Annotated in this window: 12 protein-coding genes, 1 pseudogene, 1 CRISPR repeat array and 1 riboswitch; of the genes and pseudogenes, 5 read left to right on the plus strand and 8 right to left on the minus strand. The window is 67.0% G+C overall.

What is annotated here, in order from left to right; all coding sequences use genetic code 11:
* Nucleotides 1–151: 151 nt before the first annotated feature.
* From RRU_RS02335 to amrB, 5 genes are all read right to left on the minus strand, one after another.
* Nucleotides 152–1,120: an L-threonylcarbamoyladenylate synthase gene (locus RRU_RS02335; RefSeq protein WP_011388203.1), complete on the minus strand. Its 969-nt coding sequence runs from the start codon at nt 1,118–1,120 to the stop codon at nt 152–154.
* On the minus strand, nt 1,117–1,899 hold the full coding sequence (gene cysQ / locus RRU_RS02340; RefSeq protein WP_011388204.1) for a 3'(2'),5'-bisphosphate nucleotidase CysQ: 783 nt from the start codon (nt 1,897–1,899) through the stop codon (nt 1,117–1,119). Before cysQ ends, RRU_RS02335 begins: the two co-directional genes overlap by 4 nt.
* 186 nt (nt 1,900–2,085) lie before the next feature.
* Entirely contained in the window at nt 2,086–2,532 is a 447-nt protein-coding gene (locus RRU_RS02345; RefSeq protein ID WP_011388205.1) for a hypothetical protein, read from the minus strand.
* A 13-nt stretch (nt 2,533–2,545) separates the two neighbouring features.
* A complete protein-coding gene (gene amrA, locus RRU_RS02350) occupies nt 2,546–3,310 on the minus strand; it encodes an AmmeMemoRadiSam system protein A (RefSeq protein WP_011388206.1) in 765 nt (254 codons plus the stop codon).
* A gap of 9 nt (nt 3,311–3,319) precedes the next feature.
* On the minus strand, nt 3,320–4,168 hold the full coding sequence (amrB, locus tag RRU_RS02355; RefSeq protein WP_011388207.1) for an AmmeMemoRadiSam system protein B: 849 nt from the start codon (nt 4,166–4,168) through the stop codon (nt 3,320–3,322).
* 216 nt (nt 4,169–4,384) lie between these two features.
* On the opposite strand from amrB, the gene amrS reads away from it, so the two are divergent.
* The 3 genes and pseudogenes from amrS (at nt 4,385) to cas2 (ending at nt 7,166) form a co-directional block, all read left to right on the plus strand.
* Complete coding sequence (gene amrS / locus RRU_RS02360; protein ID WP_011388208.1) at nt 4,385–5,497, plus strand: AmmeMemoRadiSam system radical SAM enzyme; 1,113 nt, start codon at nt 4,385–4,387, stop codon at nt 5,495–5,497.
* 242 nt (nt 5,498–5,739) lie between these two features.
* A pseudogene (locus RRU_RS19945) lies at nt 5,740–6,702 on the plus strand (CRISPR-associated endonuclease Cas1).
* Between the two features lie 146 nt (nt 6,703–6,848).
* Nucleotides 6,849–7,166 (plus strand): CRISPR-associated endonuclease Cas2, encoded by a 318-nt coding sequence (gene cas2, locus RRU_RS02375; RefSeq protein ID WP_014625940.1) that lies wholly within the window; start codon nt 6,849–6,851, stop codon nt 7,164–7,166.
* A 67-nt stretch (nt 7,167–7,233) separates the two neighbouring features.
* Nucleotides 7,234–7,731: direct repeats of the CRISPR family, unit length 36 nt; unit sequence ACTCTACCATGGCGGTGTGGGACGGGGCCATGGAAC.
* Nucleotides 7,732–7,911: 180 nt separating this feature from the next.
* Here the strand turns inward: cas2 and cas9 are convergent.
* Nucleotides 7,912–11,433, minus strand: coding sequence for a type II CRISPR RNA-guided endonuclease Cas9 (gene cas9 / locus RRU_RS02385; RefSeq protein ID WP_011388212.1), 3,522 nt, complete (start codon nt 11,431–11,433; stop codon nt 7,912–7,914).
* A 247-nt stretch (nt 11,434–11,680) separates the two neighbouring features.
* Here cas9 and RRU_RS02390 point away from each other — a divergent pair, with 247 nt between their 5' ends.
* Nucleotides 11,681–13,183, plus strand: a complete 1,503-nt coding sequence (locus RRU_RS02390) for a leucyl aminopeptidase (protein WP_011388213.1) — start codon at nt 11,681–11,683, stop codon at nt 13,181–13,183.
* A 37-nt stretch (nt 13,184–13,220) separates the two neighbouring features.
* The gene (locus tag RRU_RS02395) at nt 13,221–13,736 is read left to right on the plus strand and encodes an NUDIX hydrolase (protein WP_011388214.1); all 516 of its coding nucleotides are present in this window, start codon (nt 13,221–13,223) and stop codon (nt 13,734–13,736) included.
* A 10-nt stretch (nt 13,737–13,746) separates the two neighbouring features.
* Here RRU_RS02395 and RRU_RS02400 read toward each other — a convergent pair whose 3' ends face one another.
* Both RRU_RS02400 and RRU_RS02405 read right to left on the minus strand, forming a co-directional pair.
* Nucleotides 13,747–14,034 (minus strand): addiction module antidote protein, encoded by a 288-nt coding sequence (locus tag RRU_RS02400; RefSeq protein WP_011388215.1) that lies wholly within the window; start codon nt 14,032–14,034, stop codon nt 13,747–13,749.
* A 1-nt stretch (nt 14,035) separates the two neighbouring features.
* Entirely contained in the window at nt 14,036–14,332 is a 297-nt protein-coding gene (locus RRU_RS02405) for a type II toxin-antitoxin system RelE/ParE family toxin (protein WP_011388216.1), read from the minus strand.
* Nucleotides 14,333–14,443: 111 nt separating this feature from the next.
* Nucleotides 14,444–14,650, plus strand: a riboswitch (cobalamin riboswitch).
* Nucleotides 14,651–14,677: the final 27 nt, after the last annotated feature.

Consider the following 14,677-nt stretch of genomic DNA (forward strand, 5'->3'; position numbering starts at 1 on the left):
CCCTGGGGTCTCAATGCTCGCTTCCGCATTCGAAGGCGTCGGAGCGAGGGGTCTCAATGGTCCCAATATGGATCAGGCCGAGAGAAGGTCAATGAAATTTTGGCTCTGCGAAACACCGGGCCGCAGGGTTGGCGAACTCCAAAGGATACCTTCAACCGCGCGGCGCGGCGGCGCGGCGCAGGCGGTCGTTGATGGCGGCGGCTAGGCCGTCGCCGGGGTCGGTTTCGGGAATCGGCGAGACGGCGATGGTGGCCGGATGGTCGGCATCCAGGGCGCGCAGCATGGAAAACAGATTGGCCGCGGCCTCGCGCAGGTCGCCGCTGGGCGAAAGCGACAGCGTCGCCCCGGCCACCGGGCCAAAGCCGAGCAGCACCTCGCCCGGACCGATGGCGCTGGCGTTCAGGCGCACGCGGGCGGTGGGGGCGTAGTGGCTGAGCAACTGGCCGGGCGAGCGCGGCGCGGTCGGATCGCTAGGCGTCGCCGACGGGCGATCCACCGGCTCGCCCAGCACCTCGGCCAGCATCGCCCGGCTGATGGCGCCCGGGCGCAACAGCAGGGCGCGCGGGGTCGACAGGTCAAGGACGGTGCTTTCCAGGCCGACGCCGCAGGCCCCGCCGTCGAGCACCAGATCGACGCGCCCGCCCAATCCCTCGCGCACATGGGCCGCCGTCGTCGGGCTGACGGCGCCCGATGGATTGGCGCTGGGGGCGGCCAGCGGCAGGGCGCAGGCGCGCAGCAACTCCAGGGCCAGGGGGTGGTCGGGGCAGCGGATGGCGGCGGTGTCAAGGCCGGCGCTGACCAGCAGCGACAAGCGGCACCCGGCGCGGCGCGGCAGCACCAGGGTCAGCGGTCCGGGCCAAAAGGCGGCGGCCAGACGCTCGGCCCGGCCATCGACCGCCACATGGGCGCGGGCGGCGTCAAGGTCGGGGAGGTGGACGATCAGCGGGTTGAAGCTGGGGCGGCCCTTGGCGGCATAGATCGAGGCCACCGCCGTGTCGTCCAGGGCGTTGGCCCCCAGGCCATAGACGGTTTCGGTGGGAAAGGCGACAAGGCCGCCCGCCGCCAGGATCCTTGCCGCCTGGGCGAGCGCCGCGCCCTCGGGCGGAAGCGGACTGGTCACGCCGGCAATCCCCGGGCGACGAAGGGCGGATTGAGGAAATCGCCGCGCTTGGCATAGGCCAAAGGCTGGCCGTCCAGGGTGAAGACGCCACCGCCGGCGGCGCGCAGCACCGCATGGGCGGCGCAGGTGTCCCATTCATAGGTCGGGCCAAGCCGGGGATACAGATCGGCGGTTCCCTCGGCGATGCGGCAGAACTTCAGGCTGCTGCCGGCGGCGATGCGGGCCTTGACCGGAAAGGCGGCGAGAAAGGTCGTCATCTCGTCGTCCGAGCCATGGCTGCGGCTGGCCAGAACGGTCAATCCGTCCTCGGGCTCCGGGCGGCAGGTGATCGTCCGCGTGCTGTGGCGGCTGCGCATGACCGCATGGCCGAGGCCGGCCCCCCAATAGGTGATCTCCAGGGCCGGGCAATGCACGACGCCCAGCACCGGCACGCCGCCGACGACAAGGCCGATATTGACCGTGAACTCGCCGTTGCGCTTGACGAATTCCTTGGTGCCGTCCAGCGGGTCGACCAGCCAGAACGGCTGATCGCCGACCACCGGGATATGGCCGGCGGCGACGGCTTCCTCGGCGACGATCGGAATGGCCGGGGTCAGCCGGGTCAAGGCCTCGATGATCACCGCTTCCGCCCGGCGGTCGGCCTCGGTAACCGGGGAATGGTCGGCCTTGCTTTCAACGGCGAAGGGCGTGGTGTAGACCGCCAGGATCTCCTCGCCCGCCTTTTCGGCGATGGGGATCAGAGCCTGGACAAGGTCTAGCGGAGCATCGATGTCGATCATGGAAAGGCCGCTTGCCGTCAGGTGAAAAGGAGCCGCGCCCGACCCGGCAGGCCCCGGGTGACGAAAACCGGGGACGGGCCGACGCCGGCCAAAGGTCGAACCCCGGACCGGGCGCTGTCAAGCGCTGTTGCCGGCAAATGTCTTTTTCGCCGAGCGGTCGCTCGGCCTTTTGGTTTGCGGCGGCCTTCAGTTCTGGCAGCGGCGATAGCTTTCCCGGGAATTGGATTTGAGGTTGGTCTTGGTCAGGGTATTGCCCGAAATGGTGACGATGGCGTCATAGCCTTCGGTGGGGAAGAGATGGCTGACCTTGAACAGAACCCGGTAGGATTTGGGCGAGGCATAGGAGAATTTGCCGCGGGCGAAGCCCCAACTGCCATCGGATTTGCGCCAGCGATAGCCGCCGTTGGAAAAGATCAGCATCTCGGCGGTGTCGGCCTTGCAGCGCCCGCTGACCGCCCAAACCCCCTTCATGTTTTCGGGGGCGTCATCGTGCCAGATCAGCCGCCCGAGGCTGGACTCGGGCTCCTCCTTGGGCGCGGGCGGCTCGGATTGGGCCCGGGCCGGGGCGGCAAGGCACAGCGAAGAGGCCACCAACAACAGCCACAGACCGAGTGATGGCGCGGGCCGGATCATGAAAAGGTCTCCTTCAAGCAAAAGGGGGGCGTGGCTCGGTGAAGGGGCGGGCGACCGAGCGGGCGGTGAAGCGGTCAAGCGTCAGGGTCGGGCTCCAGTAATCGGGGGGAAAGCCGGCCTTACGCTTAAGATGGGCCACGAAATCGCGCGGATCGGCAAGGCTTTCCCAAACCTGGGGCAGGAACAGCCCGCGCCGCCCGCGGTCCGACAGGATCAGCCCGTCGACTCCGGGGGTGAGTTGGGCGATCAGATCGTCCTCGTCGATCACTCGCATGCGGTGGGGGCGGGTGAGCACCGCCACCGACAGGGCGAGGGCGGGCAGTTCCGACGGGGTGATCCGGGAAAAACGCGGATCGCGGGTCGCCGCCGCCCAGGCGTTGGCGATCACATCGACGGCCAGCGGGCGATAGGCGGCGGGCGAGCCGATGCAGCCGCGCAGGGCGCCGGCGCGGCTGAGCGTCACGAAGGACGCGCCGTTTTCACGCAAGGGCGGGGGCTCGGCGTCCAGCCGGGGGGCGGTCAGGGCGCCTTCGCGCAAGCTGCGGCCGATCCCCTCGGCGGCCAGGGTCAGAAGCCGGGCGCCATGGTCGCGGGTGGCGCGGATCGCCAGATCCTCCCCACCTTCTGCCCCACCGTCGGCCCCGTCGTCGGTTTCGCCGCCGGGGTCGGCCGGGATGGCGTTTTTCGCCGCGTCGTCACGGGGCGCGCCCTCGGGGTCGGTGTTCTCGGGGTCGGCGGGACTCCCCTCCGACAGCGGGGTGGAGTGCTTGGGCATCATCGCGGTCCCCTATCCCAAAAGATTGGTGGGATCGTAAAACGCCCAGGCGCCATAGCCGACCACCCGGTCGCGCGGACCGGCCGTATCGCCGGAATTGCGCAGATCCAGGCAGCGGGTCGTCATCCCGGCCGCCCGCGCCAAGCAAAGCAGGCCGCCAAGCGGCACATGGCCGCAAGCCTCGCGCGGGCCGATGGGGGCGCCGTCCAGGCGGGCGATGGCGGTGGCGGTCCGCCCATCCTGGCGTCGGGCATCCTCGTATTCAAGGTAGTGGCTCAGGTCGCTGGAAACGACGATCAGGGTTTCGGGCCCTCCCCACACCCGTTCCAGGGCCTGGGCGACCTCTTCGGCGGCGGCCTCGCCACAGACGATCGGCACGATCGAAAAGGGACCGAGAATCCGCTGAAGAAAGGGCAGTTCCACTTCCAGGGCGTGTTCGGGGCCATGGGCCTGTTCCAGGCGGCCGACGAAAGCGAGGTCGCTTAGGCGGTCTTGCCAGGAATGATCCACGGGGACGGGGCCGAGCGGGCTGTCATAGGCGCGGGTTCCGCTTAGCGCCAGACCGCGAAAGGCCAAGCGGTGCGAGGGTCCCAGCACCACCACGCGGTGGATGGCGTCGCGGTGACGGGCCAGGGGGGCGAAGGCATGGGCGGCGGTCGGTCCCGAATAGGCCAGCCCGGCGTGGGGGGCGACCACCGCCTTGGGCCGCAGCGGGGCGGGCGACGCCTTGACGCCGGCCAGCAGGCTGTCCACCTCTTGGGCAAGCTGGGCCGGGTCGCCGGGATAGAAACGACCGGCCACCGCCATCGGCCGATCGGCCAGAAGCGGGCCGCGCGTTGGGGCCGAGGGGGATTGGCCCAAGGGATCCCCGGGGCCATCCTGGGGTCGGCTAGGCGCTTCTGCGGGCGTTGTGGTTTCGCACATCGGTCACGCTTTCTTTCCAGCATCGGACCCGGGCGCCACAACTGTAGCACAGTTGGCGAGAAGAGAAGATATCAACGATGAATTCCCCGGGAACGCGAACAAAACAGCACCGGGGTGGGTCTATCCCAGCGTGATCAAAAGGATTAAACCACGGTGGACAAGGATTGGGGCGACGCTATCCGTCCGGCTCGCTACTGGCATCGGCAAGGCGCCGATCATGCGGTGTGCGATCTGTGCCCGCGCCATTGCCGCCTGGGCCCCGGACAGCGCGGGCTATGTTTCGTCCGCGCCAATATCGAGGGGGTTATGGTGCTGACGGGGGCCGGGCGCTCCTCGGGGTTTTGTGTCGATCCGATCGAGAAGAAGCCGCTCGCCCATTTCCTGCCCGGCACGCCGGTGCTGTCGTTCGGCGGGGCGGGGTGCAATCTGACCTGTGCGGGCTGCCAGAATTGGCGCCTGTCGCGGGCGCGTTCGATGGATCGGCTGGGGGGGACCACCAGCCCGCGGGCCATCGCCGATCTGGCCCTTGGCCTGGGCTGCCGCTCGGTGGCCTTCACCTATAATGATCCGGTGATTGCCTGCGAAGAGGTGATCGACGTGGCCCTGGCCTGCCGCGATCGCGGGCTGCGCACGGTGGCGGTGACGGCGGGCTATATCGACCCCGCTCCGGCGCGGGATTTCTTCGCGGTGATGGACGCCGCCAATGTCGATCTCAAGGCCTTTCGCGAAGACGGCTACCGCAAGCTGACCTCGGCCCACCTTGGCCCGGTGCTGGAGACCTTGCGCTTTCTGGCCGGAGAAGCCGCCGTGTGGCTGGAAATCACCACCCTGCTGATCCCCGGCCGCAATGACGGCGACGAGGAACTGGCCGATCTCGTGGCCTTTGTCGCGGCGGATCTGGGGCGCGAGGTGCCCTTGCACTTCACCGCCTTCCACCCCGACCACCGGCTGAGCGCGCTGCCGGCCACCCCGGCGGCCACCTTGCTGCGCGCCCGCGAAATCGCCCGCGCCGCCGGCCTCGCCCATGTCTATCTGGGCAATCTGCCCGCCGGCGCCTTGGGCGGGGCGGAAGACGGCGAGACCACCCTTTGCGTCGGCTGCGGCGCGCCGCTGATCGGCCGGCGCGGCTATGCCATCACCGGCTGGGCGCTGGACGACAGCGGCCATTGCCTGGGCTGCGGCCGGGCCTTGGCCGGGGTGATCGAAGGCCCCCCAGGCACCTGGGGCCCCCGCCGCCTGCCCGTGCCGGGGGTGGCAAGCGGTTAGGGCGCGGGGGATTCCCCATCGCCGGGGGCGAAAACGCACTCAGGGGACCCGATGCCTCGGGCCCCCTGGGCGAGAAAGAGCGTAATCGCTCCAACTGTCACTTACGTTTTATTCCATGGATGTCCCGCTTTTAGGAAAAACGGGAGAACCGTCCCACACGGCCATGGTAGAGTGCGATCACCCTATCACACCTCTTTGATTTGTAAAGGGGCACACCTCTTTGATCTGTAAAGGGGGCAGGCATGGCCGTGATCGAGATCGCCACGCGCGGAACCCTGGTATCGGTCTGCGATCGGGTTCTGTCGATCGGCGACACCCTAATTCCCGCCGACGAGATTGATCTGCTGATCGCCCAGGTCCCGGCGGTGACCCTCACCGGCGATGCCTTGGCGCTTTTGGGGCGGGAAGGGATCGAGGTGATCGTTTGCGACGAGCGCCGCCGGCCGCTGGCCACGCTGACGCCGATTTGCGGCCGAGCGGTGGTGTCGGCGCGGTTGCTGCGGGGCCAAGCGGCGATGACGCCGCGCCGTCGCGGCGCCTTGTGGCGGCAAATCGTGCGGGCCAAGGTGATGGAGCAAGCCCGGGTGCTTGAGGAAATCGGCGGACCGGCCGAACGATTGCGCCGGCTGGCCGCCACCATCGATATCGACGATCCCGCCAATATCGAGGCCCAGGCCGCCCGGGCCTATTGGCCGGTTCTGCTAGAGCGGCGAGCGGAAAAGTGGGTACCGCTTTTTCGCGCCATCGCCGCTCTAACTTATTGAATCGAGATCAAAGTTTCTGCGTTAAATGGATCCCATTTAACGCAGTTTGATCTAGGCGCGGCCTTTCGCCGCCATGGGGGAAACGAGGCCGATACCATGCTTGATTTTGGCTATGCGGTGCTTCGCGCCGTGGTCGGCCGTTGTCTGCATGGGGCGGGGTTGCACCGCTCGCTTGGCCTGCATCACGACAATGCCGAAAACGACGGCAATCTGGCCGATGACCTGCTTGAACCCTTCCGCCCGGCCGTCGACCGTTTGGTTCTGCGGATTGTTGCCGAGGCGGCCCCCATGGACCAACAGGCCCGCCGCCGGTTGGCCGAGGTGGCGGATTGGCCGGTGGCGATGGGAGGAGAATGGGTGCGCTTGCGCACGGCGGTGGCGCGGGTGGCGCTTTCGTTGCGGACGGTGGTCGAAGGCGGGCCGGCCAGATTAGAGGGGTGAGCGTGAACCATGGTTCACGCTCACCCCTCTAATATCCTGATATTGAAGCAAATCGTCGTCGCGATCTGCTTCAGATCGCTCGGGATTTGCTTTGGCTCTGCCCGAGCGGATCGGGAGCCTCAAGGATGCCGGACGGGTGGCGGAAGATGGGAGTGCTGGTGTTTTATGATCTGCCGGTGGTCAGCCCGGAGCAACGGCTGGCGGCGGTGCGGTTTCACAAATTCCTGCTCGCCGATGGCTTCGAGCGCATGCACTACTCGATCTATGCCCGCTATTGCGGATCGATGGAACGCGCCGCCACCTATGAACGACGGGTGGAACAGGCCTTGCCCGCCGTCGGGCATGTCAATTTATTGAAATTGACCGATCGCCAGATGGTCGGCATGCGCAAATGGATCCGTGGCAACTACCGAGCCCCGGAAAATGCCGAGTTCGTGCCCCCAGCCCAGTATCAACTCTTCTGAACGTCCTGGCCCCTGCACGAAAAAACGCCCGAATCCTCAAGAAAATCAAGAGGATCCGGGCGGTACAACTCTACCATGGCGGTGTGGGACGGGGCCATGGAACCGTGGCGGCGACCAATGCGGCATTCGAGCTACTCTACCATGGCGGTGTGGGACGGGGCCATGGAACGGCTGGCGCTTTCGACCGGCTACGTCATGGACTCTACCATGGCGGTGTGGGACGGGGCCATGGAACCGGGTAGATAGGCGCAATCGGTTCTCGGATACTCTACCATGGCGGTGTGGGACGGGGCCATGGAACGGCGAGCCGTGCGCACCGGTCCTCCCCCCAACTCTACCATGGCGGTGTGGGACGGGGCCATGGAACCATGAAAGGAATGCCCAGATGAGCAAATCCACTCTACCATGGCGGTGTGGGACGGGGCCATGGAACTGATCCAGTCATCGCCCATCCCGGCCTGGGACTCTACCATGGCGGTGTGGGACGGGGCCATGGAACGTCACCAGGGCGATGCCGATCACCCGCACGACTCTACCATGGCGGTGTGGGACGGGACCATGGTCACCGCCCATTCCAATCCTTGACCCTCAACGCCTCAAGGCGGGTGATGCGGCTAGGAAAAATAGCGGTTTGGAAGCGGAGGCAACGCTCTATCATGGCGTGTGGGACGGGGCCATGGAACAACATAACAAGCATCGTCTCCGCTACCTCTTGATAATCTTAAAATAAAGGGAAAATCAAGATCTATGTCGCTTTTTTGGAAAGTCTGAGTCGGCCCAGGGCGGTGCATGAGGTTGTTCGGATTTTTTCCTTTCGGATGCCCTCGGCACTTTGAACGCAATACCCCTGGTCGCCATTCAAGTTGATGTTTGGACAAGACAGTTGTGCATAAAGAGCCGTCGCTTTTCCGGTGGCTAATCGGGCGGGCCACAGGGCGAGGCGGCCATCCACGGCCATCTTTTTCACCAGGAACAGCCTGTCCCCGCTCTCCAGGGGCCAATAGACCAGATCGCCCCGGCGCAGGCGCATCACCAAACGGGCGTTCTCCGGCGGCGGCGGCGGGGCGGGTTGGGTCCTGTCGAAGCGAGTCAGAACCCGGTGGGTCCACCGGGGCCGGCCCTTCACCTGGATTTCCCACACCTCGTAAACGGCATTGCCCATGGTGCGCACGGCGGCTTTCGGGTTGGCGCGAAAGGGGGTGATCAGGCCGGCGTCCTCGCCGTCTCCGTCCGAGCGGCCGGCGATCACCGTATTGGCGGTCATGCCGCGCGGGCCGAAAGCCGGGTCGCGGGCAACGGCCAGGGCGGCCAGGGCCGGGGGAACCTCGGGGTGGGCCGCCTGATAGCGGGCCAGCAAGGCCTTGAACCGTTTGGCCATGCGCGGCGAGGCGAAGCCGTCGATGATTTCCGCGATCTTGTCGGCGGGCAAGGGCTTGGCGTTGGCGTCAAGAAACAGCTTTTCCACCGGTTTGCGCTGAACCAGAACGCGGGCGTCGGGTCGGTTACGGACGCCGAAAACCGTGGCGGCGTGCAGCGAACCGCCATCGCGATGGGCGGGGCGGATCGACGGGTGGATATGATCCCACTGTTTCATGACCTCGGCGCGGAAGGTCGGGTAAGGGGGTTCGAAATTGGTGCGGGGCCATTTCCGCAGATCGAGAATGCGGCCCGCCCCGCTTGCCTGATTGATCTGATTGATAAGGCCGCGGGTGGTGACGGCGATCATCGCGGCATCGATGAAATGATGGCGATGGTCGGCGCGGTTCTTGCCACCGCCGCCCAGGCTGGCCAGGGTCAGGCCCAGCGCGTCGGCCAAACCCGCATCGGCCACCCGGCTACGGCCCAGGGCGGCAAGGCGCGCCTGCACCGCCCCTTCAACCGCCTTGGCGAGAGGCGGCGGGGTCAGGCCGTCAAGGAAACGGCGGGCGGCGGTATCGTCGCGCAGGGCGTCGCGCGGCGTGGGCAACAGGTCGCGGGGCGCCGGTCCGGGGGTGATGTCCCAGGCCAAGCGCAGCAGACCGGTCAGGCGGCCATTGGTGGCGACCACGGCGTTGGGCTCATTGGTGACAAGGCTCAGGTAGCGCAGGGCGACGCGGGCGATATACCCGGTATCGGTCAATTGCCGGGGTAAAAAGCCCTGGTCCTCGTCTTCGGCGCTCTTGCGGGCGACCCGTTCGCCGGCGTCATCGGCGAAGCGCCATGCCAGGGCCTTGGCCGTTTGCGGATCCAGGCGCGCCAGGAAATCATCGCGCTGGGCGATCCAGCCCGGTTTGTCGTGGAAGGCCTCCCAGGGGGTTTTGTCGCCCTTGGTCTTGTTCGCGTCGGATTGGCACAGCACCATATTGTCAAGGCTATCGCGCCCACCCCGGGCCAGCGGGATGACATGGTCGATGTCATAGGCGTCGCCAAGCAGATCGGCGTGGCCGATGGGGGTGGAGGTATAGGGGCAGAGGTTGTTTTGGCGCCGGGCCAAGCGGACGCGCTGGCGGCGTTCGCGGGCATTCGCCATCCACCGATCGCTTTTGCGCAGTTCCACGTCGATCTCGGCGTTTTCGCGTTCGCGCTCGGCCTGTTCGGCGATCATCCGCTTGCGCTCGTCGGCGCCGGCCTTCAACTCGCGGGTGGTTTCCACCATGACCAGCCGCAGGATGGGGCCATGGCGATGGAGCAGGGCGTTGACGATCTTGCGGGTTTCGTTGAGGGCGATGTGGACCGAGATATTGCCGATGCGGCCGTAATAGGCCTCGGCGGCCGCCCCGTCGTCTTCGGCTGGCGGCGGGCCGACGGGATCGCCATCAAGCCCGACATCGGGCAGGGCGGCGGCGTAATAGGGCAGGCGCGCCAAACGCTCCTGGCGCGGACGGTGGGAATGGTGAAGCCCCAGGGCCAGGGTTACCGCCTCGTCATAACCGATCCCCGGGGCCATGGCCTGGGCGATCGCCCGGGCGGCCTTGGCCGACAGGCTGGCCCGACCGGTCGGCAGAACGATCTGGATGGCATCGGCCACCGCTTCGGCGGTCTCGTCCTCCGTCACCCGAGTTGGTCCCCGGGGATCGCCAATCAGCGCCAGCAGGGCCGAACGATCCTGGCGCGCCGCCCAAAGATCGGAAAAAACCCGGTCTTTGCGATCAAGATCCCACCCCGACCAACCCGGGATCAAGGGGGCGAGAATGGCTTCGGTCAGATTGCCCGCCGTGCCGCGCGCGGCCTGTTTGGCGCCATTGCGTTCGGTTTCGGCGGTGAATTTCACGCCGCGCTTCAGGCCGAGGGCGCGGCGCAGGGCGGGCCATTCTACGAACCGCGCCGTCGACAGCAGGGCCAAAGCCTTGGCGTGCTCCTCGTCCGTCAAGGGGCGCGGCTCATCGGCGGAGGTGCTAGGCAGGCGCAGGTTGGCCAGCGTCTGGCGGATGATGAAATCCTGCACCGTCGGCAGGGCGCGCAAGGCGCGGTCTTCGCCGGGCAGGAAGGCGCAAGGGCCCGCCCCCTTGCTGCGCAAGGGCCGCTGGTCGAGCACCAGACGGGTCACGGCCGGCCAATCCAGGCCGGGGTAGGCGGAGCTTTGCCGGGCGACGATTTCGGCCAGTTCCTCGGCGATCAGGGCGCGGGTGGGGGCGACCACGCCGTCGCGGTCGCTTTGGTTATAGCGCATGCGCACCGGTTGGCCGCGATCCAGGTCATCGGCCAGCAGGGCGCCAACGGTGGGGGCGCCGCTGGCCGCCATGCGCTGGCGCAGCGCCGCTTCCGCCCCCTCCCAAAAGCCGGCTTCGTCGTCGGCCTCCTTGGCCGGGGCGGTCGCCTTGGCCGTCGCCTTTGCCGGCTTGGCCTTCGCCAAGGCCTTGGCGGCGGCGCGCTCGCGTTTGTCGATGCGGTTGCTGCGAAAGCCCCGGTGGTGGGCGAGGTGCAAAAGCGCCGCCCACAGGGCGTCGGGCGCCAGGGGGCGGCTTACCGCCTCGCGGCGCAGGGCCAGGGCGATCTGGCGGGTTTCCGCGGCAGGGGGGGTAAGCCCGGCGGCCTGGAACAGGGCGATCAGCCGGTCGCGCCGCCAGGGCCAAGTCCGCGTTTGCCGCCGCGCCCGGCGAAAGGCGCCGCGCTCGGCCTGGCGCGAGGTGTGATCCTTGGCGTCACGGCCACTGTCGAACAGTCGCACCCCGCCGCCAAGAAGCTCCTTGGCCGTCGGCGGCCCCTTTTCCTCGCAGGAGAAGACCGCCCAGCCAAGGCTGTCGGTGCCGATATCAAGGCCGAGAATCCAGGGCTCGATGGGTCGCATGGGTACGGCGCCTCCCCTAAAAAGGGTAAGAGGGTAATCCTGCCATTCAGACGGCGCAATGGGGCGGTTAGGGCGTCTGCTCCACTCTTTCCGATTGCCCCGCCGGCTTTCCCTTCCTAAATCATCGTGTCGCGGTATCATCGCGGGACAGGCGGCGGCGCGGGTGCGCCGTTGGGTTCGCCGGGTCCGTCACCGGGCTCGCGCCCTTGCTCCTGCCCGCGCATCATCCATAGAGGATTCCTCGTCCATGAAAGTCTCGTTCGCCAAGCCGGAAATTCCCGCTCAGGGCGCGCTCGTTCTCGGTGTTCTTGAAGGGGCGCAGCTTTCGCCGCTCGGACGCGAGGTCGACACGCAGACCGACGGTGCGCTTACCCGGGCGATCGCCGCCTATCCCCGCTTCAAGGGCGAGGCCGGGCAGTCGCTGTCGCTGGCCGCGCCCCATGGCCTGACCGCCTCGCGCGTGCTGCTGATCGGTCTGGGCAAGGCCGATGGCCTGAGCGCCAGCGGGCTTGAAACCTTTGGCGCCAGCGTTCAATCCACGCTCAACCATACGGGCGACAGTGAAGGCGTGGTGGTGATCGAAGCCGCGCTGCTGGGCGGTTTCGACCTTGGCGAGGCCGCCGCCCGGGTCGCCCTGGGGGCGCGGTTGCGCAGCTATCGCTTCGACAAATACCACACCACCCAAAAGGACGACGAGAAGCCCCAGCTTGCCACCTTGACCGTGGCGGTCGAGGATCCGGCGGCGGCCGAGGCCGCCTATGCGCCGCTGCGCGCCCTGGCCAAGGGCGTGTTCCTGACCCGCGATCTGGTCAGCGAGCCGGCCAATGTCCTTTATCCCGAAAGCTTCGCCGCCCAGTGCGAGGATCTGAAGAAGCTGGGTATCGAGGTCGAGGTTCTGGGCGAAAAGGAGATGCGCAAGCTGGGCATGGGCGCCCTGCTGGGCGTGGCCCAGGGCAGCGCCCGCGAGCCCAAGCTGGTGGTGCTCAGCTATCACGGCGGCAAGAAGGGCGACCAGCCGGTGGCCTTCATCGGCAAGGGCGTGTGCTTTGATTCCGGCGGCATTTCGATCAAGCCGGCGGCCAATATGGAAGACATGAAGTGGGACATGGGCGGCGCCGGCGTGGTGGCCGGGCTGTTCAAGGCCCTGGCCGGGCGCAAGGCCAAGGTCAACGCCGTTGGCCTGATGGGCTTGGTCGAGAACATGCCGAGCGGCACCGCCCAGCGTCCGGGTGACGTGGTGACCTCGATGAGCGGTCAGACGATCGAGGTGATCAACACCGATGCCGAGGGCCGCTTGGTTCTGGCCGACGTGCTGCATTACTGCAACGACCGCTTCAAGCCGCGCCAGATGATCGACCTCGCCACCCTGACCGGCGCCATCATCATCGCCCTGGGCACCGAACACGCCGGGGTGTTCAGCAATGACGACGCCCTGGCCGAGGGTCTGGCCAAGGCCGGCAAGGCCACCGGCGAGAAGGTGTGGCGCCTGCCCCTGGGCGACGCCTATGACAAGCAGATCAACTCCGACATCGCCGATATGCGCAATTCCACCGGGCGCGAGGGCGGATCGATCACCGCCGCCCAGTTCCTCAAGCGCTTCGTCGGCGAGACCCCCTGGGCCCATATCGATATCGCCGGGGTGACCTGGTCGAAGAAGGATGCGGGCATCGTTCCCAAGGGCGGCACCGGTTTTGGCGTGCGCCTGCTTGACGCCTATGTCGCCGAGACCTTTGAGGAGGCGGGCAAGTAAGCGCGCCCGCGCAACCCGATAAGACCGGGGTCATCGCATGATTTCCCAACCCGCCGGGCCGGCCGCCTCACGTATCGGCCCGGCGATCCGCTCGCGCTTCATCGCCGTCTATCCCTTCGCGCGGATCGACGGCGAGCCGCGCATGCTGATGCTGCACCGGGCGCGCGGGGTGTTCCAGGGCCATTGGTACATGGTGACGGGCACCATCGAGCCCGGCGAGCGGGCATGGCGGGCGGCCGAGCGCGAATTGGCCGAGGAAACCGGCCTGATCGCCCGCGCCCTCTATTCCGCCGATTTCACCGACAGCTTCTATAATCCGGCCGATGAATGCATCGAACTGGTGCCGGCCTTCCTGGCCGTGGTCGATGACGATCCGCCGATCACCCTGAACCACGAGGCCGACGCCTTCCAATGGTGCGACCGCGCCGGGGTGCTGGCCCTGATGCCCTTCGCCGGCCACCGCCGCGCCCTGGCCGACCTGTGGCCAACGGCCCTCGATACCCCCCCGGCCCCCTGGCTCCGCCTGCTTCCCAAGCCCGCCCCCGGGTTGTGAGGGGGGCGGCTCAGGCCTGGGGTTTCACCGTCAATTCGATGCCGAGCGATTTCATGACGGCGAGCGTCGTTTTCAGCGTTGGATTGCCATTTTCGCTGAAGGAGCGGTAAAGCTGCTCGCGGGAAAGCCCCGTATCCTTGGCGATCTGCGTCATGCCCTTGGCGCGGGCGACGACCCCAAGGGCATGGGCGATATAAGCGGCGTCCTCGGTTTTGAAGGCTTCCGTCATGAAGACGGCAACCGCCTCGTCGGAAACCAAGTCCTCGGCCGGATCATAAGGCGTCAGCGTTTCGGTCATCTCACTCTTTCCCTATCTCGGCCAAGCGTTTCGCCGTTTGGATGTCTTTGGCCTGGGTGCTCTTGTCCCCACCGCACAGCAGAACGACGATCGTCTGTCCCCGCTTCTGGAAAGAGAGGCGATAGCCGGGACCATAATGAATGCGCAGCTCGCTGATCCCATCGCCCACCGGTTCACTATCGCCGGTGTGACCTTGGGAAAGCCGGTCGAGACGGGCGGCGATGATCGCCCTGGCTCGGACGTCTTTGAGGCGCGTCCGCCATTTGCGAAAGGTCTCGGTTTGCTTTAGCTCGATCATCTGTCGTTTATAAACGACAGTCGCCCGGGCTTCAAGCCGGCTTGGCGGCGGCGCTTTCCTTCTCCCCTTGACAGCGACCTCCGATTGTCCGCTGCTACCCGGGCACAGGGTTTTTCTTGCCGGCGCCAGGACGCGCCGGGAGGGATATGGGAACGGGGAAGGGCGTTTTTCGCCCGAAGCCCCGACCGCCCCCGCGACTGTGAGCGGCGAGTGACCTCTCCCATGCCACTGGATCACGCCGGAAAGGCACGATCTGGGAAGGCGGAGGATCGCGACGACCCGCGAGTCAGGAGACCGGCCCTGCGCATCGGTGTTCAATCTCGGGCCGTCGGGTGAGACGGCTTA

Origin of the sequence: Rhodospirillum rubrum ATCC 11170, assembly GCF_000013085.1 — a bacterium.
Taxonomy (GTDB): domain Bacteria; phylum Pseudomonadota; class Alphaproteobacteria; order Rhodospirillales; family Rhodospirillaceae; genus Rhodospirillum; species Rhodospirillum rubrum.

Excerpts from the sequence above, each read along its gene's own strand:
- RRU_RS02395 (WP_011388214.1), top strand. The coding sequence starts at position 13,221 with ATGATTTCCCAACCCGCCGGGCCGGCCGCCTCACGTATCGGCCCGGCG.
- RRU_RS02345 (WP_011388205.1), bottom strand. The coding sequence starts at position 2,532 with ATGATCCGGCCCGCGCCATCACTCGGTCTGTGGCTGTTGTTGGTGGCC.
- cas2 (WP_014625940.1), top strand. The coding sequence starts at position 6,849 with ATGGGAGTGCTGGTGTTTTATGATCTGCCGGTGGTCAGCCCGGAGCAA.
- RRU_RS02400 (WP_011388215.1), bottom strand. The coding sequence starts at position 14,034 with ATGACCGAAACGCTGACGCCTTATGATCCGGCCGAGGACTTGGTTTCC.
- cas9 (WP_011388212.1), bottom strand. The coding sequence starts at position 11,433 with ATGCGACCCATCGAGCCCTGGATTCTCGGCCTTGATATCGGCACCGAC.
- RRU_RS02405 (WP_011388216.1), bottom strand. The coding sequence starts at position 14,332 with ATGATCGAGCTAAAGCAAACCGAGACCTTTCGCAAATGGCGGACGCGC.
- RRU_RS02390 (WP_011388213.1), top strand. The coding sequence starts at position 11,681 with ATGAAAGTCTCGTTCGCCAAGCCGGAAATTCCCGCTCAGGGCGCGCTC.
- cysQ (WP_011388204.1), bottom strand. The coding sequence starts at position 1,899 with ATGATCGACATCGATGCTCCGCTAGACCTTGTCCAGGCTCTGATCCCC.
- amrA (WP_011388206.1), bottom strand. The coding sequence starts at position 3,310 with ATGATGCCCAAGCACTCCACCCCGCTGTCGGAGGGGAGTCCCGCCGAC.